The organism is Pelotomaculum propionicicum (genome assembly GCF_048984525.1).
Classification (GTDB): Bacteria; Bacillota; Desulfotomaculia; order Desulfotomaculales; family Pelotomaculaceae; genus Syntrophopropionicum; species Syntrophopropionicum propionicicum_A.
Genome location: NZ_JBMGJC010000001.1, coordinates 404,919 through 427,452, shown reverse-complemented (window position 1 = coordinate 427,452; position 22,534 = coordinate 404,919). Strand labels below are relative to the sequence as shown.

General features: G+C 52.3%; 26 protein-coding genes. 25 read left to right on the top strand and 1 reads right to left on the bottom strand.

Annotated features, from left to right (window positions below):
* Window positions 1-34 precede the first annotated feature (34 nt).
* The 4 genes from aroQ (at window position 35) to ACOBQJ_RS02160 (ending at window position 2,828) form a co-directional block, all read left to right on the top strand.
* A complete protein-coding gene (aroQ, locus tag ACOBQJ_RS02175) occupies window positions 35-466 on the top strand; it encodes a type II 3-dehydroquinate dehydratase (protein ID WP_421070069.1) in 432 nt (143 codons plus the stop codon).
* 12 nt (window positions 467-478) lie between these two features.
* On the top strand, window positions 479-1,549 hold the full coding sequence (locus tag ACOBQJ_RS02170) for a M24 family metallopeptidase (protein WP_421070068.1): 1,071 nt from the start codon (window positions 479-481) through the stop codon (window positions 1,547-1,549).
* A gap of 139 nt (window positions 1,550-1,688) precedes the next feature.
* Window positions 1,689-2,246 (top strand): elongation factor P, encoded by a 558-nt coding sequence (efp, locus tag ACOBQJ_RS02165; protein WP_421070067.1) that lies wholly within the window; start codon window positions 1,689-1,691, stop codon window positions 2,244-2,246.
* A gap of 123 nt (window positions 2,247-2,369) precedes the next feature.
* Window positions 2,370-2,828, top strand: coding sequence for a CD1247 N-terminal domain-containing protein (locus ACOBQJ_RS02160; protein ID WP_421070066.1), 459 nt, complete (start codon window positions 2,370-2,372; stop codon window positions 2,826-2,828).
* 76 nt (window positions 2,829-2,904) lie between these two features.
* Here the strand turns inward: ACOBQJ_RS02160 and ACOBQJ_RS02155 are convergent, their stop codons facing one another.
* Window positions 2,905-3,207 (bottom strand): hypothetical protein, encoded by a 303-nt coding sequence (locus tag ACOBQJ_RS02155; protein ID WP_421070065.1) that lies wholly within the window; start codon window positions 3,205-3,207, stop codon window positions 2,905-2,907.
* A 288-nt stretch (window positions 3,208-3,495) separates the two neighbouring features.
* Here ACOBQJ_RS02155 and spoIIIAA point away from each other — a divergent pair, with 288 nt between their 5' ends.
* From spoIIIAA to dxs, 21 genes are all read left to right on the top strand, one after another.
* Entirely contained in the window at window positions 3,496-4,512 is a 1,017-nt protein-coding gene (spoIIIAA, locus tag ACOBQJ_RS02150; RefSeq protein WP_421070064.1) for a stage III sporulation protein AA, read from the top strand.
* Window positions 4,509-5,027 carry a stage III sporulation protein SpoIIIAB gene (gene spoIIIAB / locus ACOBQJ_RS02145; protein WP_421070063.1) on the top strand — a complete coding sequence of 173 codons (519 nt, stop codon included), beginning with the start codon at window positions 4,509-4,511 and terminating at the stop codon, window positions 5,025-5,027. The genes spoIIIAA and spoIIIAB overlap by 4 nt, the downstream gene beginning before the upstream one ends.
* A 16-nt stretch (window positions 5,028-5,043) precedes the next feature.
* Window positions 5,044-5,247: a stage III sporulation protein AC gene (spoIIIAC, locus tag ACOBQJ_RS02140; protein ID WP_421070062.1), complete on the top strand. Its 204-nt coding sequence runs from the start codon at window positions 5,044-5,046 to the stop codon at window positions 5,245-5,247.
* Between the two features lie 25 nt (window positions 5,248-5,272).
* On the top strand, window positions 5,273-5,659 hold the full coding sequence (gene spoIIIAD / locus ACOBQJ_RS02135; RefSeq protein WP_421070061.1) for a stage III sporulation protein AD: 387 nt from the start codon (window positions 5,273-5,275) through the stop codon (window positions 5,657-5,659).
* 284 nt (window positions 5,660-5,943) lie between these two features.
* Window positions 5,944-7,110: a stage III sporulation protein AE gene (gene spoIIIAE, locus ACOBQJ_RS02130; protein ID WP_421070060.1), complete on the top strand. Its 1,167-nt coding sequence runs from the start codon at window positions 5,944-5,946 to the stop codon at window positions 7,108-7,110.
* Between the two features lie 66 nt (window positions 7,111-7,176).
* The gene (gene spoIIIAF / locus ACOBQJ_RS02125) at window positions 7,177-7,812 is read left to right on the top strand and encodes a stage III sporulation protein AF (RefSeq protein WP_421070059.1); all 636 of its coding nucleotides are present in this window, start codon (window positions 7,177-7,179) and stop codon (window positions 7,810-7,812) included.
* A 14-nt stretch (window positions 7,813-7,826) separates the two neighbouring features.
* Window positions 7,827-8,468: a hypothetical protein gene (locus tag ACOBQJ_RS02120; RefSeq protein WP_421070058.1), complete on the top strand. Its 642-nt coding sequence runs from the start codon at window positions 7,827-7,829 to the stop codon at window positions 8,466-8,468.
* Window positions 8,468-9,046, top strand: coding sequence for a SpoIIIAH-like family protein (locus tag ACOBQJ_RS02115; RefSeq protein WP_421070057.1), 579 nt, complete (start codon window positions 8,468-8,470; stop codon window positions 9,044-9,046). The genes ACOBQJ_RS02120 and ACOBQJ_RS02115 overlap by 1 nt, the downstream gene beginning before the upstream one ends.
* Before the next feature lie 422 nt (window positions 9,047-9,468).
* Complete coding sequence (gene accB, locus ACOBQJ_RS02110; RefSeq protein ID WP_421070056.1) at window positions 9,469-11,451, top strand: acetyl-CoA carboxylase biotin carboxyl carrier protein; 1,983 nt, start codon at window positions 9,469-9,471, stop codon at window positions 11,449-11,451.
* 43 nt (window positions 11,452-11,494) lie between these two features.
* A complete protein-coding gene (accC, locus tag ACOBQJ_RS02105) occupies window positions 11,495-12,841 on the top strand; it encodes an acetyl-CoA carboxylase biotin carboxylase subunit (protein WP_421070055.1) in 1,347 nt (448 codons plus the stop codon).
* A gap of 170 nt (window positions 12,842-13,011) precedes the next feature.
* On the top strand, window positions 13,012-13,410 hold the full coding sequence (locus ACOBQJ_RS02100; protein WP_421070054.1) for an Asp23/Gls24 family envelope stress response protein: 399 nt from the start codon (window positions 13,012-13,014) through the stop codon (window positions 13,408-13,410).
* Window positions 13,411-13,462: 52 nt separating this feature from the next.
* On the top strand, window positions 13,463-13,999 hold the full coding sequence (gene amaP / locus ACOBQJ_RS02095; protein ID WP_421070053.1) for an alkaline shock response membrane anchor protein AmaP: 537 nt from the start codon (window positions 13,463-13,465) through the stop codon (window positions 13,997-13,999).
* Window positions 14,000-14,021: 22 nt separating this feature from the next.
* A complete protein-coding gene (locus ACOBQJ_RS02090) occupies window positions 14,022-14,237 on the top strand; it encodes a DUF2273 domain-containing protein (RefSeq protein ID WP_421070052.1) in 216 nt (71 codons plus the stop codon).
* Window positions 14,238-14,305: 68 nt separating this feature from the next.
* On the top strand, window positions 14,306-14,734 hold the full coding sequence (gene nusB, locus ACOBQJ_RS02085; protein ID WP_421070051.1) for a transcription antitermination factor NusB: 429 nt from the start codon (window positions 14,306-14,308) through the stop codon (window positions 14,732-14,734).
* Window positions 14,735-14,912: 178 nt separating this feature from the next.
* Window positions 14,913-16,115 (top strand): exodeoxyribonuclease VII large subunit, encoded by a 1,203-nt coding sequence (gene xseA / locus ACOBQJ_RS02080; protein WP_421070050.1) that lies wholly within the window; start codon window positions 14,913-14,915, stop codon window positions 16,113-16,115.
* 25 nt (window positions 16,116-16,140) lie between these two features.
* Window positions 16,141-17,007: a bifunctional 5,10-methylenetetrahydrofolate dehydrogenase/5,10-methenyltetrahydrofolate cyclohydrolase gene (locus ACOBQJ_RS02075; RefSeq protein WP_421070049.1), complete on the top strand. Its 867-nt coding sequence runs from the start codon at window positions 16,141-16,143 to the stop codon at window positions 17,005-17,007.
* Window position 17,008: 1 nt separating this feature from the next.
* Complete coding sequence (locus ACOBQJ_RS02070; RefSeq protein ID WP_421070048.1) at window positions 17,009-17,644, top strand: cyclodeaminase/cyclohydrolase family protein; 636 nt, start codon at window positions 17,009-17,011, stop codon at window positions 17,642-17,644.
* A 325-nt stretch (window positions 17,645-17,969) separates the two neighbouring features.
* Window positions 17,970-18,239, top strand: coding sequence for an exodeoxyribonuclease VII small subunit (xseB, locus tag ACOBQJ_RS02065; protein WP_421070047.1), 270 nt, complete (start codon window positions 17,970-17,972; stop codon window positions 18,237-18,239).
* Window positions 18,229-19,110, top strand: a complete 882-nt coding sequence (locus ACOBQJ_RS02060) for a polyprenyl synthetase family protein (protein WP_421070046.1) — start codon at window positions 18,229-18,231, stop codon at window positions 19,108-19,110. Before xseB ends, ACOBQJ_RS02060 begins: the two co-directional genes overlap by 11 nt.
* Window positions 19,111-20,040: 930 nt before the next feature.
* Window positions 20,041-20,496 carry a hypothetical protein gene (locus ACOBQJ_RS02055; protein ID WP_421070045.1) on the top strand — a complete coding sequence of 152 codons (456 nt, stop codon included), beginning with the start codon at window positions 20,041-20,043 and terminating at the stop codon, window positions 20,494-20,496.
* Window positions 20,497-20,499: 3 nt separating this feature from the next.
* Window positions 20,500-22,413, top strand: coding sequence for a 1-deoxy-D-xylulose-5-phosphate synthase (gene dxs / locus ACOBQJ_RS02050; protein WP_421070044.1), 1,914 nt, complete (start codon window positions 20,500-20,502; stop codon window positions 22,411-22,413).
* Window positions 22,414-22,534 lie beyond the last annotated feature (121 nt).

Here is a 22,534-nt window from a genome sequence, read left to right as displayed (position 1 = left end):
TCAGGTGTGTAACGCTTTTGCACGGGGTGATATTTTGAAAATTCTTGTTCTCCACGGCCCTAATCTAAACCTGTTGGGCGGGCGCGAGCCTTCTGTTTACGGCAGCGCTACCCTGGACCAGATCAACGGGATGCTGTCCGGGCTCGCCGCTGAGCTTGGCGCCGAGGTAACCTGCCGGCAGTCAAACCACGAGGGTGAACTTATTGACCTGCTGCACGGCGCGGCTGACATGGACGCGGTTGTTTTCAACCCGGGCGCGTACACTCACACCAGCCTGGCCCTGCGCGACGCGATAGCCGCGATCGGCATACCCACCATTGAAGTCCACCTTTCCAATATATACGCGCGTGAAAATTTCCGGAGCAAATCGGTAATTGCCCCGGTTGCTTCAGGACAGATCAGCGGACTGGGCGTTAACGGCTACCTCCTTGCACTGCGGGCGGCGGTTGCGCTTGCCCGGGCATAAGGGGGCATTGTTTTGCCTGACAGGATAAGCAGGCTGCGCGGGCTTTTTGAACCGGCCGGAATAGATGCCTTTTATGTCACTAACCCGGAAAACCGTTACTACCTGAGCGGTTTTTCGGGCTCAACAGGCGCTCTGCTGCTGACTCATGAGCATTCGTACCTGCTTACTGATTTTCGCTATACGGCGCAGGCTGCCCTGGAAAGCCCGGAGTACCGGGTTATTGAAGTTGCAGGCACATATGCCGAGGCGATTTTCAGAATTTTAGAGAAAAACCGCCTTGTGAGGCTGGGTCTGGAAGGAGATCACCAGACCTGCAACCAGTATTTTAACCTCGGCAAGGTATGTGAAGGGGTCCAAATCAAACCCCTGAGAGATAAAGTTGAACAGCTCAGGGTCATTAAAGACGAGTCTGAAATAGGACTGATTGAAAAAGCGGTCAGTATTGCCGATCATGCTTTTGAACAGATACTGCCCCTGGTTAAACCGGGTATAAGCGAGCGTGATATTGCGCTGGAGCTGGAATACGCGATGCGCCGGATGGGCGCCGAAGGGGCGGCTTTCAAAATAATTGCCGCGTCCGGTGTGCGTTCCGCCCTGCCGCACGGGGTCGCCTCTTCCAAAACAATCGCGGCGGGAGACCTGGTCACCTTTGATTTCGGAGCGGTGTATCAAGGCTACCACTCCGACATAACCAGGACGGTGGCAGTAAGCAGTACAAACCTGAGGCAGAAGGAAATTTATAAGATAGTCCTGGAAGCGCAGGTGAGCGCCATAGCCGCTATAAAAGCCGGCGTGCGCGCCTCGGATGTCGATCATGCCGCCAGGAGCATCATCGAAAACAAGGGATACGGCGAGTGCTTCGGCCACAGCACCGGGCACGGCCTCGGCCTGAATATACATGAAAACCCCAGGTTGGCCTGCAGGGACGATACTGTCCTGGAGCCCGGCATGGTCGTTACTGTCGAGCCGGGGATCTATATCAGGAACTGGGGCGGAGTCAGGATCGAGGATACTGTCCTGGTTGAAAACAACGGCTGCAGAATTTTGACTAAGACCCCTAAAGAAAAGCTGCTGGTGCTTTAGAGCCGGCGGACAATTACCGGTAAACAAATTGACGGATTTACAGAATTATAAGGATTTACATGATTTTATAAAATATAAAATTGTAAAATCATTTAAAAATATAGTCACAAATAAAATTTTCATACAGGAGGTGGAGACATTGATTTCAACAAACGAATTCAGGACCGGACTTACCATCGAACTGGAGGGTGATGTTTTCCAGGTAATCGAATTCCAGCATGTAAAGCCGGGAAAAGGCGCCGCTTTTGTGCGTTCAAAGCTCCGCAACGTAAGGACGGGGGCGGTGGTTGAAAAGACCTTTAACGCTGGAGAAAAAATACCGAAGGCCAGGATCGAGCGACGCCAGGTGCAGTACCTTTACAACGACGGAAAAGACTTTAATTTCATGGATATGGAGTCATACGACCAGATAGCCATGAGCGCCGATCAGTTAGGAGACGCCGTTAAATATTTGAAAGAAAATATGATGATTCATGTGCTGACCTTTCAGGAAAAGTCTATCGGGGTCGAACTGCCTAATTTCGTAGAGCTGGAAGTGGTTGAAACCAGCCCCGGCATCAAGGGCGACACGGCGTCCGGCGGTTCCAAGCCCGCGACACTGGAGACAGGGGCGGTAGTCCAGGTGCCGTTTTTCATCAACATCGGGGACAAGCTGCAGATCGATACCAGGACCGGCAACTACATCAAGCGGGCTTAAGGCATTTTAACTTAAGCACAGCATATTTCCACGAGAGCATTAAATGTTTAAAACCCCCCGTTTTGAGACATACTATGGAAACCAAAATTAGCCACGGCATTATAATGGGGGGGTTGTACATTTATGAACGATCTGAAGTCAAAAGTGGCCTATTTGCAAGGGTTGTCCGCCGGTCTTGACGTAAGCGCAGAAAGCAAAGAGGGCAAACTGCTCCAGGGAATTATCGAAGTCCTGGACGAATTCGCCGAGTCAGTCGGCGATCTTGAGGAAGCGCAGGAACAGCTGGAAGACTACCTGGACAGCATTGACGAGGATCTGTATCACCTGGAAGATGAAATATATGAAAGTGACGATATGGACGCCTGCGGGGAAGAATATATCGAGGTAGACTGTCCGGGTTGCGGCGAGACGGTTTGTTTTGACGCCGACATTGTCGATGACGACGATGTCGTGGAGGTTACCTGCCCCAATTGTGATGAGGTCGTCTTCATCAATGACGATACCCACCAGGCCGCCGATGAACCGGAAATGCTCCTGGGGAAAGTTTCCTCGGACGCGAAGGACGCGGATGAGGATATCTGATAACATTATACAAAGAAAAACGAGCGGTGTATTTTCCTTACCGCTCTTTTTTTATGCCCTTAAGCTGGGTAGTGCTTTATTTGAGCATCTTTTTGATAGCCTCTACGATCTGCTCTTTCTTGAAGGCAAACACGAGGAGGATAAGTATGAGAAATAAAATGAAGGGATTTACACCAGGCATACCAAATCCGCTTCCGTACTGTGAGTTGGGAGGGTAGGGCACCGTCCCCGGAAAGGCCGGGTAAACCGGGATTAATAGCGGTTGGTTGCCGTCAACCCCGGCGCCTTTCTGATGTGTTTTGGACCAATTATAATATTGTTCCCTGAGCTCCGGCGGCAGGGGGAAAAGGAAAGCGGCCGGCTCGTTATTGTTTCTCATGGATTAATCACATCCCGTTTTTATTAAAAACACTTGTTACCTACACAATATACCGGACCTGCCGCTTTGGTGACTTTTAAAAAACAGCTTATTCTTGTTATCCAGCCACATCAACCAGATCCATTCCTCAGTCACAAAAAATAAAATTTATTCGCCAATAATGTGCGGCTGAAGCCGCACCTACACCTTTACCAACCTGAAGCCGCGCCGCGGCTTTTGTTTTTCCCGGAATTTATTTATGGTATAACTTACCGCTAAAGTAAATATTTATTATCAGGGGGGCTGTCCATGAATAGAGCAGAGTTTATCAACGGTAACGCCTGTCAGAACAGCGCCTGGGCGGTCAATGAGATCCTGCCGGTCCTTCCCGCTAACATCCGGCGCCTGGTGGCGGGCCTGCCCGGCCCGGTCCTCGCCGGCGTTGAAGAAATCAGGGTCAGGCAGGGTAAACCGCTGGTGATCGGTCTGGCGTCCGGAGATATGCTTATAAACCAGGAAGGGAAACCGGCGCGGCATGCTGCTGAAGCTTACCACGTTACAGCGGCGGATATGGAAAACCTGATCAGCCTGATCAGCGGTTCTTCCCTCTATGCCCTGGAGGAAGAGCTGCGGACCGGGTTTATTACCCTGCCGGGCGGGCACCGGGCGGGGATAACCGGCAGGGCGGTGCTGGACGGGGGTAAAGTCAGGACGTTGAAAAATTTATCCTGCTGCAACTTGCGTGTCTCCCGCGAGGTGCCGGGGGCGGCTTCCGGGCTCCTGCCCCACATCGTTAATAAAAGGAGCGGCGGCATTTATCATACTATCCTGGTATCACCTCCCCGGTGCGGCAAAACCACCATGCTGAGGGACATTATCAGGCAAATCAGCGGCGGTGTCCCGGGCCTCGTTTTTCCGGGGCTTACTGTCGGGCTGGTGGATGAACGTTCAGAAATAGCCGGATGCTACAGGGGAGTGCCCCAGCGTGACGTGGGGATAAGGACAGATGTCTTGGACGGCTGCCCCAAAGCGGAAGGCATGATGATGCTTTTGCGTTCAATGGGCCCCCAGGTGATCGCGGCTGACGAAATAGGCCGCCGGGAAGATGTTGACGCCATGGAGGAAGTATTAAACGCGGGGATCAAGGTCCTTATCACTGCCCACGGTTCATCGCTGGCCGAGCTGGCTGAAAGGCCCGTGTTGAGCAGGTTAATCCGTTCCAAGATGATCGATCGGTATGTAATTTTGGGCCGCTCCCGCGGCGTCGGAACGGTTGAGGATATCATTGACGGTAAAACTTTCCGTCCTGTGGGGGTGAGAAGGTGATTAAACTGGTCGGGGCCGCCATGGTAGTCGCGTCCGGCACCCTTGGCGGCATGGCTGTGGCCGGCAGGTACAGCCGCAGGCCAAGAGAGCTGAAGTCACTGGGGTCCGCGCTGCAAATGCTGGAGACTGAAATCGCTTATGGTGCGAACCACATGAAGGAAGCCCTGGAACAGGTGGCCGCCCGCTGCGATAAAGCGGTATCGCCCCTGTTCAGCCGGGCTGCGGCTGAGCTTTCTTCTGCTTCCGGCATTTCCGCCGCGGCTGCCTGGGAAAATTCTTTGGGCGCTTATTACCGTGCAAGTGCTTTAAATCCACAGGACCTTATCATATTGCGCAGTCTGGGTTCCTCCCTGGGAATATCAGACCGTGCCGACCAAATCAAACATTTAAGCCTGGCCATGGAACAAATTAAGTCGGAAAACGTTAAAGCGGAAGGTGAAGCCGCCCGCAATGTTAAGCTTTGGAACTATCTCGGGTTCCTGGGCGGACTGCTTGTTGTTCTGATTCTTTATTAGGGAAAGAGGTGTACCCGTGGTTAACAGCATTGACATAATTTTTAAAATAGCCGGTGTCGGGATCCTGGTGGCAGTCCTGAACGCGATCTTAAAGCATGCCGGCAAAGAAGAGCAGGGGCATATCGTCACCCTGGCCGGACTGGCCATCGTTTTTATTTGGGTGATCCAGCTGCTGGCGATACTTTTTGACCAGGTTAAGTCGGTATTCAAGCTGTTTTGAATATTAAAAAGCAGGGGTTAGTTCTATGGATGTGCTGCAGATAGTTGCTATCGGGCTTATTGCGACGGTGCTGGTGGTTGTAGTTAAAAGCGAGAGGCCGGAGTTGGCGGTCCTCCTCAGCGTTGCCGCGGGGGTAATCATTTTCCTGCTGGTGCTGGGCAAAATCAGTTCAATCATGGATATTATCAAGGAGCTGACGGCCAAAGCAGGGATCAACATGGTATACATGGGGACCATACTTAAAATAATCGGGATTGCCTATATTGCGGAATTCGGCGCGCAGATCTGCCGCGACGCGGGCGAAGGGGCGGTGGCCTCCAAGATTGAGTTCGCGGCTAAAATCCTGATCATGGTGCTGGCTGTGCCGATCGTGGTGGCGGTATTGACGACGCTCCTGAAACTGGTACCCTGAGGCTGCCGAAAAATCTTTTTTTGGCCCTTTTCAGGTAGGGTCGGCTTCAGCCGACCAAATGTGCTCGCATTTATCTTTTTGAGAAACCTGACAGCGGAAAGGGGACACACCCTTTGAGACGTGAGAATTGAGACATGAGACGTGCAAAAGAGACGTGAGATGTGAGACATGTGACGTAAGGCTGCATAACATTCTCAAGGGTTTAGAGACCCAAAAGAAATACAGTATATACTCACAACTCACGACCCACGTCCCACGACCAAAATGTGAGGTGTTGGGGTCTAATGACCAGGGTTTTTATTCTAATATTTACTGTCCTGCTAGTTTTCTCGCCTGTCAGCTGTATCGCGGCGCCTGCCGGCGACACCGGCCAGGAGAACCCGGCCTCACCGCTCGACTTTAAGGAAGTGCAGTCCTATATTGACCAGCTGGACAGCGCCGTCAAAGGATCTGTGCCGCAGTTTGATTTTAAGGATATGGTAATTAAGCTGGTTAAAGGTGAAATGGACTGGAAGCCGGCTGATATCCTCAACAATGTTTTAAGGCAGCTTTTCAAGGAGGTCGTGGCTAATTTTGCCCTGCTGGGCAAGCTGGTGGTCCTGGCGGTAATTTGCGCCGTGCTGCAAAACCTGGTCTGTTCTTTTGAAAAGGGAACAACCGGACAACTGGCTTATTCCGTTACCTACCTGGTGCTGATAACAATAGCCATAGGCTCGTTTTCCCTGGCGGTCAACGCGGGCAGGGAAGTGGTTGACGCCCTGGTTACGTTTATGCAGGCACTGCTGCCGGTCCTGCTGACCCTGCTGGTGGCTGTCGGCGGTGTAGCTTCAGCGGCCATTTTCAGCCCGGTCATATTAACCACACTGGGCATATTTGGCACAATGATCAAGAATATAATACTGCCCCTGTTCTTTTTCGTCGCCATCCTCGGGGTAGTCAGCAACCTGACCGACCGCTTCAAGGTGACAAACCTGGCTGACCTCTTAAAAACCGTGGCTGTGAGCCTGATGGGGTTTTTTACGACTATTTTTCTTGGGGTGCTGGCGATACAGGGAGTGGCAGGCGCGGTTGGCGACTCGGTAACGTTCAGGACAGCCAAGTTCACTGTTAAAACTTTTGTTCCCATGGTGGGAGGTATGCTTTCGGACGCCCTGGACGCTGTCATAAGTTCTTCTCTTTTAATAAAAAACGCGTTGGGAATAGCGGGGATAGGCGTAATAGGGGCGATATTGATCGTGCCTCTGCTCAAGATTGTAACCCTGGCTTTTACCTATAAACTGGCTGGCGCTTTAATTCAGCCGGTTGCCGACGGCCAGATGGTGGACTGTTTGAACAGCCTTAGCAGCAGCCTTTTTCATGTTTTTGCCGCGGTGGCCACGGTGGGACTGCTTTTCTTTTTTACCATCACTATAGTGGTGGGTATAGGCAATATAACAGTAATGTTAAGGTGAATGAGGCAGCGGGAGAGAGTGGCTTAAGCGACCGGCAATAAACGCTGCCCGGAAAGGGGGGGCGGAGTGGAAGCGATCCGCAGCCTGGTGCAAAACATTATTATCATAGTAATCCTGGCAGTGTTCCTGGAGATGTTCTTGCCGGGGGGTGAACTAAAAAAATATGTAAAAATGGTAATGGGCCTGCTCATTATCATAGCCGTGGTACAGGCAGTGGGCGCCATGGCACGGTGGGATTACAGCGGCACCCTTTCATCGATTACCGGTGAAGGAGATAAAACACGGGTATCCGGTGTTATCGAGGCGGGAAAAAAAATTTCAGGCGACCAGGAGCAGATAGCGATAGAACAGTACAGGACCGGTATAGCCAGGCAGGTAACAGCTCTTACCAGCATCTATAAAGAAACACGGGTGGTGGACGTGGACGTAAAGGTCCAGTCCAACAGCGGCCAGCCCGACTACGGGCAAATTAAAGAAATAGTATTGTATGTGGCTCAAAATGCCGGCGAGCCGCAGGCTCAGGGCGGTATCACCATCGAAGAAGTAGAGCCGGTAACCGTAATTGCCGGCGGCGGGGACGAAGCCGGAGCGAGTATGCCGGCGGGCACCGGGCCGCCGCGTGATACAGTGAGCGGACTGATCGGCACGGTAGCTAATTTCTACAGCCTGGGGCAGGAGCAGGTTAAAGTTATTTACCGATAAACGGAGGTGGAGATTTGAGTAAACTACTTGAGTACCTGGGTTTTGGCGGAGGGAATGAAAGCAAGTTTCCTGCCAAGGACCAGGGCAGGCGCGGTATATGGCTTGCGGCGCTGGCGGTCCTGGGAGTCGCGATCCTGATTTTTTCCGGAGTCACCGGCGGCGGGCTGGGCACAGGCCAGTCAACCCAGCAGGCCCCTCGGCAGGAAAACAGCGTTGCAGCGGCGCCTGACCAGGCCCGGAGCGGCATGACCGCGGAAGAAGAACAGCTCGGCAGAAAGCTCTGTGAAATGCTGAGGCAGGTGGAAGGCGCGGGCAGGGTTGAGGTTTCAGTGCGGCTGTCCGGCTCGACCAGGTCGGAGTATGCCGTAAACAATACCACGGGCAAAAAGACGACCCAGGAAAAGGACCAGGCGGGCGGGACACGCACTACCACGGAGGACACGGGCAGCGGTGTGCTGGTTATGAACAGAAACGGCAGCGGGGGTGAGCAGCCTGTGGTCGAAAGGGAAACAGCCCCACAGATTGCCGGGGTGCTGGTGGTTGCCGACGGGGCCGGCGACGCCAGGGTCAAAGCCAAACTCTACGAAGCGACAAGGGTGGCTGTAGGGGTGGAACCCCAGAAGATACTTGTCCTGCCGATGGAAAGGAGACAGTGATGTTTTCAATTATAATAAAGAGACGCACCCTGACCTTAATCATTATGAGTATATGCGGGATCCTGCTCCTGGTTGCCGGCCTGCGGGGCGGCCTGTTTGAAAAAAAGAGCCCGGAGGGTATGCCTGTAAGCCAGCCCGCCGTTGGCGGTGTCAGCATTGAAGAAGCGGCCCCGCAGCCAATTTTTGAAAGCAAGGCGGAAGAAGGCGGCGCCGGCGAGGCAACCGAAAGCTACGACTTCTTTGTGGAATACCGGCTGGAGAGGGACCGGACCAGGGGTCAGCGCATTGAGTGGCTGAGAGAGGTAATCAACAACGGCAACTCGGCCGGTGAGACCAGGCAAAAAGCCCAGGAGCACCTGCTGGATATCAGCAGCAAAATGGAGAAAGAAATTGAGCTGGAGAACCTGCTCAGGGCAAAAGGGTATAAAGACGCCGCAGTTATGGCCGATGATCGGGCGGTGACCGTCATCGTCACTTCCGACAAACTGTCAGCCGGCGAATCTGCCGAGATAAACAGCCTGGTTTCCCGGCGGACCGGTGTGGACGCGCAAAACATAGTTATAATACCGAAAATATAAGGAACGTGGGCCTCCGTGTTGCGAGGCTGATAGTTAAGGTTGATACTCTGACAGCGGAATGGGGACACACCAAATGAGACGTGAGAAATGAGATGTGAGACGTGAGAATGCAAAGAGACGTGAGTCGTGGGAAATGAGACGTGAGAATGCAAGATATTATTAAGGGTATAAATTAAGACCCTGAAGAAATGCAGGATATACTCCTACCTACTACTCAATTACCCCACGTCCAACGTCTCACGACCCACGACTCAGTTAATGTCCCCGATTGGAGAGGTATATATTGTATACTTGCGGCAAAGTAGTTTCCAAACGTTGATTATTTCAATATAATGTCCTTATGGTCATAGTAGTGGATCAGGTTGTCTTCTAGTTAAGCAGCAACCTGATTTTTATATTTCGACCGGCGGGGAGGGATGACCTTGAAAAACAGAGTAAAAATCACCGACACTACGCTGCGTGACGCTCATCAAAGCCTCTGGGCAACCAGGATGCGCACTGCCGATATGCTGCCAATCGCTGAAAAACTGGATAACATCGGGTACCATTCCCTGGAGGTATGGGGCGGAAATACTTTTGACGTGGGTTTAAGATACCTTAACGAGGACCCCTGGGAAAGGCTCCGCCAACTGAAGAGGCTGATCCGCAGCACACCCCTGCAGATGATGATCAGGGGCCAGTCGCTGGTTGGTTACCAGCAGTATCCCGACGACGTGGTAGAAGCTTATATAGCCAAGTCGGTGGAGAACGGCATCAGTATTATCAGGATATACGACGCCCTGAACGATATACGCAACCTGGAGACGGCGATATACGCGGCGAAAAAAGCCGGCGCGCACGTCCAGGCCGCGATGGTATACACGGTAAGCCCCATCCACACCAACGAACATTATACCGACCTTGCCCGGCAGCTCGCTGAAATGGGCGCGGATTCGATCTGCATAAAAGACACGGCGGGCCTTTTGGCCCCGTACCGTGCCTTTGAACTGGTCAAATCACTCAAGCAGAACCACGACCTGCCCGTTCAGCTGCACTGTCACTATATCGGAGGCCTGGCGGTAGGCACCTACTTGAAAGCGGCTGAAGCGGGCGTGGATGTAATTGACACGGCCACGGTGCCTCTTGCTTTCGGCGCCTCCCAGCCGCCGGTTGAGACCGTGGTGCGCGCACTGCATGGCTCTCCCCGGGATACGGAACTTGATATCCACAGGCTGTTTGAGATAGCCGAGTATTTTGAAAAAATAAGAAAGGCCAACGGTTTTAAGCGCGGCGTGACACGAATAAACGATATGCGCGTTTTTGACCATCAGGTGCCGGGCGGCACCATTTCCAACCTGGTAACCCAGCTGGAAGAGCAGAAGGCCCTTTACCGCCTGGGCGAGGTGCTGGACGAAATCCCCAGGGTAAGAGAGGAGCTCGGTTACCCGCCCCTGGTTACGCCGACCAGCCAGATCGTGGGAACACAAGCGGTACTGAATGTTTTAACCGGGGAGCGCTACAAGCTGGTCCCGGGTGAAGTCCGCGATTATATTCAGGGCTATTACGGCCGGCCTCCCGCCCCGATCAACCAGGATATAGCGCGCAAGGTACTGGGAGACCGCGCTCCTATTAACTGCAGGCCGGCTGACCTGCTCGAGCCGAAGATGGAAAGGTTAAGGAGTGAAATGTTCGACCAGGTTACCAGTGAAGAGGACATCATATCATACGCCCTCTTTCCCCAGGTAGCCAGGCGGTTTTTTGAATTCAGGCGGAGCGGAAAATACCTGGAGGAACAACCTGATAACAGGAAGGAAAGCCGGCCTGCGGCGGCAAAAGTTATGCCCGCGGCGCCGGAAAAAGCCCCGGCGCAGGACAGATCAGGCGGCCCTGCAAAGGAAACAGTAACGCCGGTGAAAGCTGCCAATGCGGCGCCAAGCCCTGGTACTGTTAAGGAGGTAGATGATTTGAACCTTTCGGACGTAAAAGACTTAATCAAGTTTATAGACGATACGGATATCACCGAAGTATCCCTGGAGAGCGCCGGTGTCAAGCTGGCGATTAGAAAAGGCGGTTATCACGCTGTTGAGGCTTCGGCCCGGGGAAACGGCCAGGCGGCCAATATGCCCCAGCCGGGAAAAACGGAACATGCCGCCGCGCCGGCCCAGGCCACAGACGCGCCCGCGTCCGGCCTGACAGCTGTCACAGCGCCCATGGTCGGTACTTTTTACGACGCCCCGTCACCTGAATCGGCCCCGTACGTCAAGGCGGGGGACAGGGTAAAGAAAGGGCAGACCCTGTGTATAATTGAAGCAATGAAATTAATGAACGAGATTAAATCTGAATTGGACGGCGAGATCGTTGAAGTGAAGGTTGAAAAAGGGCAGCCGGTGGAATATGGCCAGGTTATTTTCCTGATCAAGGAATAAGCCGGCCTGCACCCGGGTTTAATCAACTTCATGGAGGATAAATATGTTTAAAAAAATTCTGATTGCCAACCGGGGTGAAATTGCCGTCCGGATTATCAGGGCCTGCCGGGAAATGGGCATCGGTACGGTGGCCGTGTATTCCGAGGCGGACAGCGACAGCCTCCACGTGTGGTGGGCGGACGAGGCCTTCTGTATCGGGCCGGCGCCCTCCGCCAAAAGCTATTTGAACTTTACCAACATTATCAGCGCCGCCATTGTTACCGGGGCGGACGCCATTCACCCCGGTTATGGGTTTTTGGCGGAAAATGCTGATTTTTCCGAGGTGTGCTCGAAATGCGGCATTACTTTTATCGGCCCACCCGCCAGGGCTATTCAGCAGATGGGTGATAAGGCATTAGCCAGGGAAACGATGATCCGCGCGGGTGTCCCGGTGGTGCCGGGATCGGAAGGTGTGATCCGGGACATCGACACGGCCCTTGAGACAGCAGAAAGGATCGGTTACCCGGTCATGGTCAAGGCCAGCGCAGGGGGAGGCGGCCGGGGCATGAGGGTCGTCCAGAACCCCGGTGACCTGAAAAATGCCGTGGTCACGGCCAAATCAGAAGCGCAGGCCGCGTTTGGCAACGATGAAATGTACATGGAAAAATATTTAGAGGAGCCCAGGCATATAGAGTTTCAAATCCTGGGGGACATGCACGGCAATATAGTCCACCTGGGTGAAAGGGACTGCTCGATCCAGCGGCGCAACCAGAAGGTGCTCGAGGAAGCGCCGTCTATCGCCCTCACGCCTGAACTGAGGGCGGAGATGGGTGAAACTGCCCTGCGTGCGGCCAGGGCGGTCGGCTATTACAGTACCGGGACCGTAGAGTTTTTATTTGATAAAAACCATAACTTTTACTTCATGGAGATGAACACCAGGATCCAGGTGGAGCACCCGGTCACCGAACTGGTCACCGGCATTGACCTGATCAAAGAGCAGATACGTGCGTCCGCGGGAGAAAAGCTGGGATTCAAACAGGATGACGTGGCAATTAGAGGCCATGCCATCGAGTGCAGGATCAACGCCGAGGACCCACATAATAATTTCAGGCCCTGCGCAGGCAAAGTCGACACGTATATCCCCCCCGGCGGGCCCGGGGTAAGGGTCGACAGCGTAGTCTACGCCGGCTATACCATACCTCCTTACTATGATTCACTGATCGGTAAGCTGCTGGTCTGGGGCAAGGACAGGGAGGAAGCCATATCCCGGATGCAGCGGTCGCTGCAGGAGTTTGTGGTCAAAGGCATCCCGACCACCATCCCTTTTCACCAGCAGGTCTTAAAGAACGCCTTTTTCCAGCGCGGCGAGATCTACACAAACTTTATCCAGAGGCGTATACTCGGTGAATAGAAAGTTTTGTGTTTGCGTTAATTTACCACATTTGTTATAATAAACATGCCTGAAAACAAAAGGTTTTTAACTGATCTTTACATTTTAACATTAAATTCTGTATAAGAAGCAAGAGATCGGACTTTAGTGCCGGATTTCATTTAAACTATACGCCAGATGGAGGTGTTGACGTGGATCCTAACGAAATTGCAAGTGAAGAGCGTACAGGCCTTGGTTCAATCAGGATCGCCGACGATGTGGTTAAAGTGATAGCGGGGCTGGCCGCCATGGAAATCAAAGGGGTAGCCGGTATGAGCGGCGGATTCGCGGGGGGTATCGCTGAATTGCTCGGCAGGAAAAACCTGTCCAAGGGCATTAAGGTCGAAGTGGGAGAAAAAGAGGCGGCTATTGACCTTTCTGTGATATTAGATTATGGGGTCCGCATCCCTGACGTCGCCGCCCAGATCCAGGAAAGCGTAAAAAGCGCGGTTGAACGGATGACCGGTCTGGTAGTGGTTGAGGCTAACGTTAATGTCCAGGGTGTCGCTTTTGCTTCTGAATTAAAGGAGGAAGAGCACAGGGTAAGATAATGCCGGAATCGACCCCCTTGACAGGGGGTTAATTTTTAAGGAGGTCTGCCTGGTGAATCCTTTTGATCGCTTTTTACTGGCCGTTTATTCCTTATTTATAACCGTGTTGTTTATCCTTTTTTCCGCTGTAATGCTTGGATGGCCGGCGCCTTTGATCCTGCTGAGGGATTTGTTTTACCCCGGCCGGCCGGAAGTATTCTGGCCCGTGATGGTTGTGGTGATATTAATCGGGGCCAGGCTGTTCTGGGTCAGCCTTTATAAGCCTCAAAAAAAATCTCAACACGTGGTGCTGGCGGAAAACGCCCTGGGCCAGGTGAACCTGTCTCTCAGCGCTGTGGAAGACCTGTCGAACAAAGTGGCGGGTAAGATACACGGGGTCAGGGAAGTCAGCTCGCAGATAATCGAGGTCCCCCAGGGTGTGGGCCTTAAAATACAGGCTTCGGTAACGCCGGATATCAATGTGCCCTCCGCTTCGGCTGAAGTCCAAAACACGATTAAGGAAAAAGTGTTTGAAATCACAGGGCTGCAGGTAAGCAGCGTGGAAGTGCATATACAGAGCATTTCTGTTACGAAGCCAAGAGTTGAATAACCTTATAAAAGGGGTTGGGTAAATGGGAATGTTTCAGGAGTTTATCGAAAAGCACCCTGGAAAAATAATCGGCATCCTGCTGGGACTTATCTTTGGCTGGTTCGCCATTACATACGGACTGTTAAAAGCGCTTTTCGTCGCGGCCTGCATTGTGGCCGGCTATTTTATCGGCAAGCGGCTGGACGAAAAAGTTGATTTCAAGACGATGTTCTCGAAATTTTTCGGTGAACGCCAGTAAAACCGAGCATTATTGGGTAATAATACATAGATGGTATTATTACTAGCCGCTGACCGACAGGAGGTACAATGAGCAGGAGACAGGCCAGGGAAAGGGCGCTCCAGGTGCTTTTTCAAGTTGATATGGGCGGCGCCGACCCCCGGGAAGCGTTTGCGCAAATGGATGAAGAATTCGGCAAAATGGCCGGCAGCGAAGATTTTGCCGGGAAACTCGTTTATGGCGTGCTGGAGAATCTGGCATTTATCGACCGTGTTATCGCGGCTGTCAGTAAAGACTGGAGCCTTAACCGGATGGCCAACGTGGACCGGAATATAATGCGGCTGGCGCTTTACGAGGTGTTTTTTTGCGATAATATCCCGAACAATGTCTCAGTAAACGAAGCTGTCGAAGTGGGAAAAATATTCGGCGGAGACGACTCGGGCAAATTTATTAACGGTATTCTAGGTAAAGTAATTGAAAATATTGATGAATACAGCCCTGAGAAGGTTAAAACTTAAAAACCACCTGACGGTGGTTTTTAAGTTTAATCACAAATTATCACTCTCAAATATTTAGCGGTTGGAATATCGTGAGGAAATACAGGAGGATTTATGATCCTTATATAGAATGATTATGTCTTAAATCCGGTTTATTTTTATGAAAAGCGGGGATTATGCTGCCAGAAGGAGATATTTCATGCGCATACTGACAGTAAGGGAATTAACCCAGCATATCAAGAACATAATTGACAAGGACTATCTTCTGGCAAATGTTTGGGTAAAGGGAGAGATATCCAATTTTAAGGCTGCTTCCTCAGGGCATTTTTATTTTACCTTGAAAGACAGCGCCAGCACCCTGAAGGTGGTTATGTTCCGTTCCAAAAGCCGGTCTCTGGCCTTTCGCCCTGACAACGGCATGGCTGTGATAGTGCGGGGTTACGTTTCAGTTTACGAGCGGGACGGAACTTACCAGTTTTATGCCGGCGAAATCCAGCCGGACGGGACGGGCGCGCTTCACCTGGCCTTTGAGCAGCTGAAGGAAAGGCTTCAGTCAGAAGGGCTTTTCGACCAAAAATATAAAAAGAAGCTGCCCCTGCTGCCGCGCCGCATTGGGATAGTTACTTCGCCAACGGGGGCGGCGGTAAGGGACATGGTGGAAATAATCAGGCGGCGCTGGTCCGGGCTGCAGATTATCCTGGTACCCGTTCTGGTCCAGGGTGAAAGCGCTCCTCCGGACATCGCCCGGGGCATCCAGCTATTAAACAGGTGGGGCGGTGTCGACGTGATTATTACCGGCCGGGGAGGCGGCTCCCTGGAAGAGCTGTGGGCTTTCAATACCGAGATTGTAGCGCGCAGTATATATAACTCCGATATACCGGTTATCTCCGCGGTGGGTCATGAAACCGATTATACCATTGCTGACTTTGTTGCTGACGCGCGGGCCGCTACACCATCAGCGGCCGCTGAAATGGCCGTGCCTGATAAAAGGGAAATGGATCGCTATATAAAGGCGCTAAACAGCCGCCTTTGCAGCGCATTGAATGAAAAAGCGGCGGGGTACAGGCAGCGGCTCAATGCCTGCCTGGCGGGCCGCGTTTTTACCAGGCCGGTGGATGTAATCTGCGGGACCAGGCAGCAGACACTTGATTTTTTGTGCCACCGCCTTAAGCAGGGCATAACCAGCCTGGCCGGAAGGGAAGAAAAAAGGCTGGCCATACTGGCAGGGCAGCTGCAGGCGTTAAGCCCGCTGGCTACCCTGGCCAGGGGTTACAGCATCTGCACCACCCCTGACGGGAAACACGTGATCAGCGAGGCCGGCAGTGTCGAAATTGGTGAGAAGCTGGCCGTGCGGCTGCAAAAGGGAATTTTGGACTGTATCGTGGAAGGCAGGAGCAGTTAAAAAGCTAGAAAAAGGGGAATAAAGAATGGCAACCATTATTGAAGGGAAAAAAGTCGCGGCATCGATCAGGGAAGAGGTGAAAGCCGAAGTAGCCGCGCTGCGGGAAAGAGGTGTCAGGCCCAAGCTGGCCGTCGTCCTGGTGGGAGAAGACCCGGCCTCTGTTTTATATTCCCGCTCTATTGAAAAATCCTGCGGCGTTGCCGGGGTTGAATTTGAATTATTCGCACTGTCTGAGAAATCATCCGGGGAAGAAGTCATTGGCCTTCTCAGCAGGCTTAATGAAGAAGACAGCATACACGGGATCATGATCGAGCTCCCCCTGCCTCCGGGAATGGATAAACAAAAAGTGCTGAACGCGGTTTCGCCTCTAAAAGACGTTGACGGCGTCCATCCCGTCAACCGGGGGTACATCCTGAGCAACGGCGCCGGGCTCTTTCCCACCACCCCGCAGAGCTGTATTGAAATAATGGTGCGCAACGGCATTGAAATCAGCGGGAAACATGCCGTCCTGGTAGGCCGCGGCGAAACTGTCGGCAAACCTCTCATCTTCATGATGCTCAACCAGAACGCCACGTTAACTGTCTGCCACACCCGGACCAGGGACATTTCCCACCATACCCGCCAGGCCGACATCCTGATTTCAGCCGTGGGGAAAGCCGGGATGATTACCGCCGACATGGTTAAACCCGGCGCCGTTGTGGTCGACGCGGGTATAAACAGCATTGAAGGAGGGGGCATCTGCGGCGATGTTGACTTTGCCAACGTGGAGAAGGTGGCCGGGGCAATCTCGCCGGTTCCAGGCGGTGTAGGCAGCATTACCACCTCTCTGATCCTGAAAAATGTGCTTAAAGCGATCAAGTTACAGCAAAATGAAATTAAAGGCGGGAAATAAAGTGAGTACGCTTTATGATAAAAGTCTGCGTGAAGTAATCGAGCTCTCATCTTCAAAATCTCCGACCCCCGGCGGCGGCAGTATTTCCGCGATCGCGGCGGTCCTCGGCCTGTCCATGGCCGCGATGGTCTGCAACCTGACCATTGGCAAAGAAAAATATAAAGATGTCGAGCCCGAGGTTAAAAACTTTCTTGATGCAGCCGAAAAGTTAATCGACAGGTTGGTGGAACTGACTGAGGACGATATAAAAGTTTTCAATAGATTGATGTCGGCCTACCGCATGCCCAGGGCATCGGAAGAAGAGAAGGAGGCGCGGGAAGCCGCAGTCCAGAAAGCCCTTAAAGACGCTACTGAAGTCCCCATGGAAATAGCCCGGGTCTGTCTGCAGGCGCTGCAGGCGTCCTGCCGGCTGTCCGAGATAGGCAACAAGGCTGCCGTCAGTGACGCCGGGGTTGCCGCTGTGATGGCTGAGGCGGCCTTAAACGGGGCTCTTTTGAATGTTGACATAAATACACCGACGATCAAGGACCGGGAGTACATTGACAGGATCCTGGCGGAAAAAGAAAAAATGCTGGCAGAAGCCGGGGAACTCAGAGGCCAGGCCCTTGCCGCCGTGCGTCAAAGGATAAAAGGCTAAAGTTAAAATATATATCACAAGATTTACAAGATTATAAGGATCTACAAAATTTAAATAATCTTTTTTAAAGTAATATAATATTTTTTACTAATGAAACCCTGTTAATCTGTTTAAATCATGAGTGAGACGTGAGACGTAAAGAGACGTGCGACGTGCGACGTGTGAAATGAGACGTAAGACGTGAGAATGCAGGATATACTCACGACTCACGACTCAAATGACTCACGACCCACGTCCCATAACTAAAATGCCACATTTTGTATTTAAAACATCATTGCTTTTAGATATAATGAAGTCAATAATTTTATTGCGGAGGGCGCCTGTTATGGCTGAAGAGGGTAAAGTCCCCAGCTTCGAAGAAGCTATTTCACGGTTGGAGGCAGTTGTGCGGGAGCTGGAAGGCGGCGGTCTTTCCCTGGAGAAAGCATTGGAACTGTTTGCCGAGGGTATTGAGCTATCCCGCGTATGCAGCCGGAATCTCGAAGCTGCCGAGCAGCGTATCGCAATCCTTACCAGGGATGACGCCGGCTCGTTATCCTTAAAAGATATTGATACGATGCCTGCCGCCGGGGAAGGAAACAGCTGTGGAGTTTAAAGAGGAACTAAAGAAAAAGGCCGTTTTGGTGGACGAAGCCCTGGAGCGTTTTCTGCCTTCACCCGACACCTATCCACCCCTGATCCACCAGGCCATGCGCTACAGTGTGCTGGGAGGGGGGAAAAGGCTCAGGCCGGCCCTGGTTATTGCCTCCGCAGAGGTAGCCGGGGGGGCTCCCGGGGACGTTATGCCCGCCGCCTGCGCAGTTGAGCTGATACATGCTTATTCCCTTATACATGACGACCTGCCGGCCATGGACAACGATGATTTCCGCCGGGGCAAGCCGACCAACCACAAGGTGTACGGGGAAGCCATGGCCCTTTTGGCGGGCGACGCGCTGCTTACCCTGGCTTTTAAGCTGCTGGCGGAATGCAATGCTGCCAACCCGGCAGATGTCGTGAGAGTAATCCATGAAGTGGCGGCGGGCGCCGGCACAGTTGGATTAATCGGCGGCCAGGTGGTGGATACTTTTTCGACGGGGGAGGATATTGACGCGGCTACGCTGGAATATATCCACCGCAATAAGACAGGCGCCCTGTACAGGGTTTCGGTGCGGACGGGGGCCATCCTGGCCGGCGCCGGTGCGGAAGCGCTCGCGCAACTTACTGAATACGCGGAATATATGGGCCTGGCCTTTCAAATCAAGGACGACATCCTTGATGTTGAAGGCGATGAGAAAAAGCTGGGAAAACCTGTCGGCAGCGACATAAGAAACAAGAAAGCCACTTACCCGGCCCTGTTCGGCCTGGAGAAGTCGAAAGAAAAAGCCCGCTCCGCGGTGGAAAGCGCAAAAGAAGCGCTTTCGCCATTCGGCAAAGAGGCTGATTTTTTAAGGCTGCTTGTTGAGTACGTGATTAAGCGAGATTTCTAGACAATGAGCCAGCTTTACAAACCATGCCTGATAAATTATTATTAATAACCTTAATATCAATCGTGGTGATTGTATATTAGTCCAGGCGGTGTTTGAAAGCGGATCTTTGTTTTGCTATAATTTAAGATCGTAAAAAGTTTTTTTCGATAAATGACGCAGTATCCTAGTCAGACAATCCTTTTTGAAGGCGGGCCTAAAAATCCGTCAAGGGCATATCGATGAAGTTCCTGGTGCTGGCTTACGACGCCCAGTTGGGGGCTGGTACTGGGAGTTAAGGTCGTGGGGCGACCCGCAATGGCATGCGGGCGTTGACCCCGCTTCCGTGGAGACCCAAGTTCGTGGGCAGCCATTCTTTGGGGTGGTCAACTATGGCTTGGGGTTAAACCTGCATGTGGTTACCGCTGCGTGCAGTGTAGCCTGCCTTGAGTGGGTTGGGTGGATTTCTTATGTGCAAAAGCCGGCCATGGGCCCATGATTGGCATTTGTTGATTGAAACCTTTCCTGCAAAAGAGGCTAGAAGAGGGGAGTCTGCCGGGGAAAACTCCTAGGCTGTCCGGGATTCCAGGGCAGGCCGGGGATTGCAGTGTGGACTAAGTGGTAATCTAGCCCCGCAACCGGTGACGGCCGGGAACAGCTTTAAAGGGAAACCGCCGGTCTGGCGACAGCCGGCAGCTGTTTGGGAAAACCTGCTAGACCTAAGCCACAATATTTACCCGGTCTGCTGTCATTTATCATTACATATACCGTTTATTATAACTGTGTATATTGCCGCAGTATGGGGTGAAATTTTTGGGCAATAATAAATCTACCGTATCAGGTAGATATATCGTTTTGGTTGGGCTCAGCTCATTTTTTTTAGCAATTGCCTTTACCTATCTTTCTGAGTTTTTTACCTCAAGATTAAACAGCATTATCTTATCTCTTGTCTTTTTGTTTATTATTATCTTAATAAATATCGCGGCGGATATTGTGGGTACGGCAGTTACCGCGGCTTCCCACGTCCCTTTCAACGCGAAATCCGCCAAACGGATCAGGGGGGCGCCCCATGGCCTCCAGCTAATCAAGAACGCTGATAAAGTCGCAAACTTAACCAACGACATGTTGAGCGATATAACCACGACTGTAGGAGGCGCGCTGGGGATATCCATCGTCGTGCAGATAGTTAAGTTTGGGCCCGCTATAAGCCAGTTCTGGCTGAATATCCTGGTCACTGCTTTAATTGCCGCAATGATTGTTTCCGGCAAAGCATTTTCCAAAAAAATCGCCCTGACCCACCCCGACGACGTGATCTTTTTGGTGGGCAGGATCCTGGCCAAGGTGGAAGAAACAACCGGTTACAGTCCTTTCAGAAAAACCCGCGCGCCCAGGAACAAGAGGGGTGAATAACAAATGAAGGGCCTTTTAAAGCAAATAAACTCTCCGGATGACATACACGGTCTCAGTTATCCGCAGCTTAGCGAGCTGGCCGGTGAAATCCGCCGGTTGATTATCGAAACAGTGTCCAGGAACGGAGGACACCTGGCGCCCAGTTTAGGCGTGGTTGAACTTACCCTGGGCCTTTATAAAGCCCTTAATGCACCCCCGGACAAGATTATCTGGGACGTGGGCCACCAGAGCTACGCCCATAAAATAATCACCGGGCGGCGGGAAGAATTCACCACACTGCGCCAGCACAGGGGTATCAGCGGTTTTTTGCGCCCCGCGGAAAGCAGTCACGACGTTTTTGGCACGGGACACAGCAGTACTTCTATATCGGCCGCGCTTGGTCTGGCTGTGGCGCGGGACCTGAAGGGTGAAAAATATAAAATTGCGGCGGTTATTGGCGACGGGGCAATGACCGGCGGTATGGCTTTTGAGGCGCTAAACAACGCCGGGCACCTGAAAAAAGACCTGATCGTGGTACTAAATGATAACGAGATGTCTATAGCCCAAAATGTCGGCGCCATGTCCGGGTACCTGGCCAGGCTGAGGACTGATCCCATGTATACCAGGGGTAAAGAAGAGCTGGAACAGCTGATGCGCAAGATCCCTGTAGGTTCGGCTTTGCTCCGCCTTGGTTTAAGGCTCAGGGACAGTTTGAAATACCTGGTGGTACCCGGTATGATTTTTGAGGAGATGGGATTTATTTACCTCGGCCCGGTTGACGGACACGACATCAAGCAGGTAGCCGGTGTCCTGCAGCGCGCCAAGGTTATGAAGGGGCCGGTGCTGGTCCATGTTTTAACTAAAAAAGGCAAGGGTTATAAACCGGCTGAAAACAACCCCGGGCGTTTTCACGGTGTGGGTCCGTTTGACCTGGCCAGCGGGGAAGTTATTAAGAGAAGCAGTATCCCCTCCTACACGGATATCTTTGGCCGGTCAATGATCAAGCTGGCACGTAAGGACGACCGCGTGATAGCGATAACCGCGGCCATGGCCAGCGGCACAGGTCTCACCAATTTTGCCAGGCTGTATCCCAATCGTTTTTTCGACGTGGGCATTGCCGAGCAGCACGCCGTCACTATGGCTGCCGGTATGGCTGCCGGGGGGTATCGCCCTGTCGTGGCTATTTACTCTACATTTTTACAGCGCGCGTACGACCAGATACTGCATGACGTATGCCTTCAGAAACTCCCGGTGACCTTTGCCATAGACCGGGCGGGCATTGTGGGAGAAGACGGCGCCACACATAACGGCCTCTTTGATTTTGCCTACTTAAGGCCAATTCCAAACATGGTGGTAATGGCCCCTAAAGATGAAAACGAACTGCAGCACATGCTGGCAACCGCGGTGAAACACCCCGGCCCCGCGTCTGTGCGCTACCCGCGTGGGGCGGGGACAGGCTGCGTGCTGGATGAAGATTTAAAAATTATCCCCATCGGCAGGGCTGAAATACTGAAAAAAGGCCCTCATGCCGCGCTGCTGGCGGTAGGCAGCACTGTCCGCCTGGCGGAGGACGCGGCGGGCGTCCTGGAGGGCAGGGGTATTAAAGCAGCTGTAATCAACGCGAGGTTTGTCAAACCCCTTGACGAAGAATGCATCCTTCATTACGCCAGGCAGACCAATATGCTGTTTGTCCTGGAGGAGCATGTCCTGCAGGGCGGCTTCGGCAGCGCGGTGCTTGAACTGCTGTCCGCCAGGGGCCTGAAGGACGTCAGGGTGCAGTGTTTCGGCATACCTGACGTCTTTGTGGAGCACGGCAGCCCTTCTCTGCTGAGAGCCAGGTACGGCCTCTCGGTAGAGCATGTAGTCAGGGCGGTGTTGAGTAAAATGGTACACATAAACCGCTCCAGAAGGCTAAAAATAGTATCGGATAACAAATAAAACTCATCCTGAAAATTAAACATATTGATAGAATTACAGGATTAGAAGATTTATAAAAATATATATCACAAGATTTACAGGATTATCAGGATTTACAAGATTCTAATAAATAATTGTAGAA

Bases quoted from the DNA above. Each gene is read 5' to 3' on its own strand.
- ACOBQJ_RS02160 (WP_421070066.1), top strand. From the start codon at position 2,370: ATGAACGATCTGAAGTCAAAAGTGGCCTATTTGCAAGGGTTGTCCGCC.
- ACOBQJ_RS02155 (WP_421070065.1), bottom strand. From the start codon at position 3,207: ATGAGAAACAATAACGAGCCGGCCGCTTTCCTTTTCCCCCTGCCGCCG.
- spoIIIAA (WP_421070064.1), top strand. From the start codon at position 3,496: ATGAATAGAGCAGAGTTTATCAACGGTAACGCCTGTCAGAACAGCGCC.
- spoIIIAD (WP_421070061.1), top strand. From the start codon at position 5,273: ATGGATGTGCTGCAGATAGTTGCTATCGGGCTTATTGCGACGGTGCTG.
- spoIIIAE (WP_421070060.1), top strand. From the start codon at position 5,944: ATGACCAGGGTTTTTATTCTAATATTTACTGTCCTGCTAGTTTTCTCG.
- ACOBQJ_RS02115 (WP_421070057.1), top strand. From the start codon at position 8,468: ATGTTTTCAATTATAATAAAGAGACGCACCCTGACCTTAATCATTATG.
- accC (WP_421070055.1), top strand. From the start codon at position 11,495: ATGTTTAAAAAAATTCTGATTGCCAACCGGGGTGAAATTGCCGTCCGG.
- ACOBQJ_RS02090 (WP_421070052.1), top strand. From the start codon at position 14,022: ATGGGAATGTTTCAGGAGTTTATCGAAAAGCACCCTGGAAAAATAATC.
- nusB (WP_421070051.1), top strand. From the start codon at position 14,306: ATGAGCAGGAGACAGGCCAGGGAAAGGGCGCTCCAGGTGCTTTTTCAA.
- xseA (WP_421070050.1), top strand. From the start codon at position 14,913: ATGCGCATACTGACAGTAAGGGAATTAACCCAGCATATCAAGAACATA.
- ACOBQJ_RS02075 (WP_421070049.1), top strand. From the start codon at position 16,141: ATGGCAACCATTATTGAAGGGAAAAAAGTCGCGGCATCGATCAGGGAA.
- xseB (WP_421070047.1), top strand. From the start codon at position 17,970: ATGGCTGAAGAGGGTAAAGTCCCCAGCTTCGAAGAAGCTATTTCACGG.
- dxs (WP_421070044.1), top strand. From the start codon at position 20,500: ATGAAGGGCCTTTTAAAGCAAATAAACTCTCCGGATGACATACACGGT.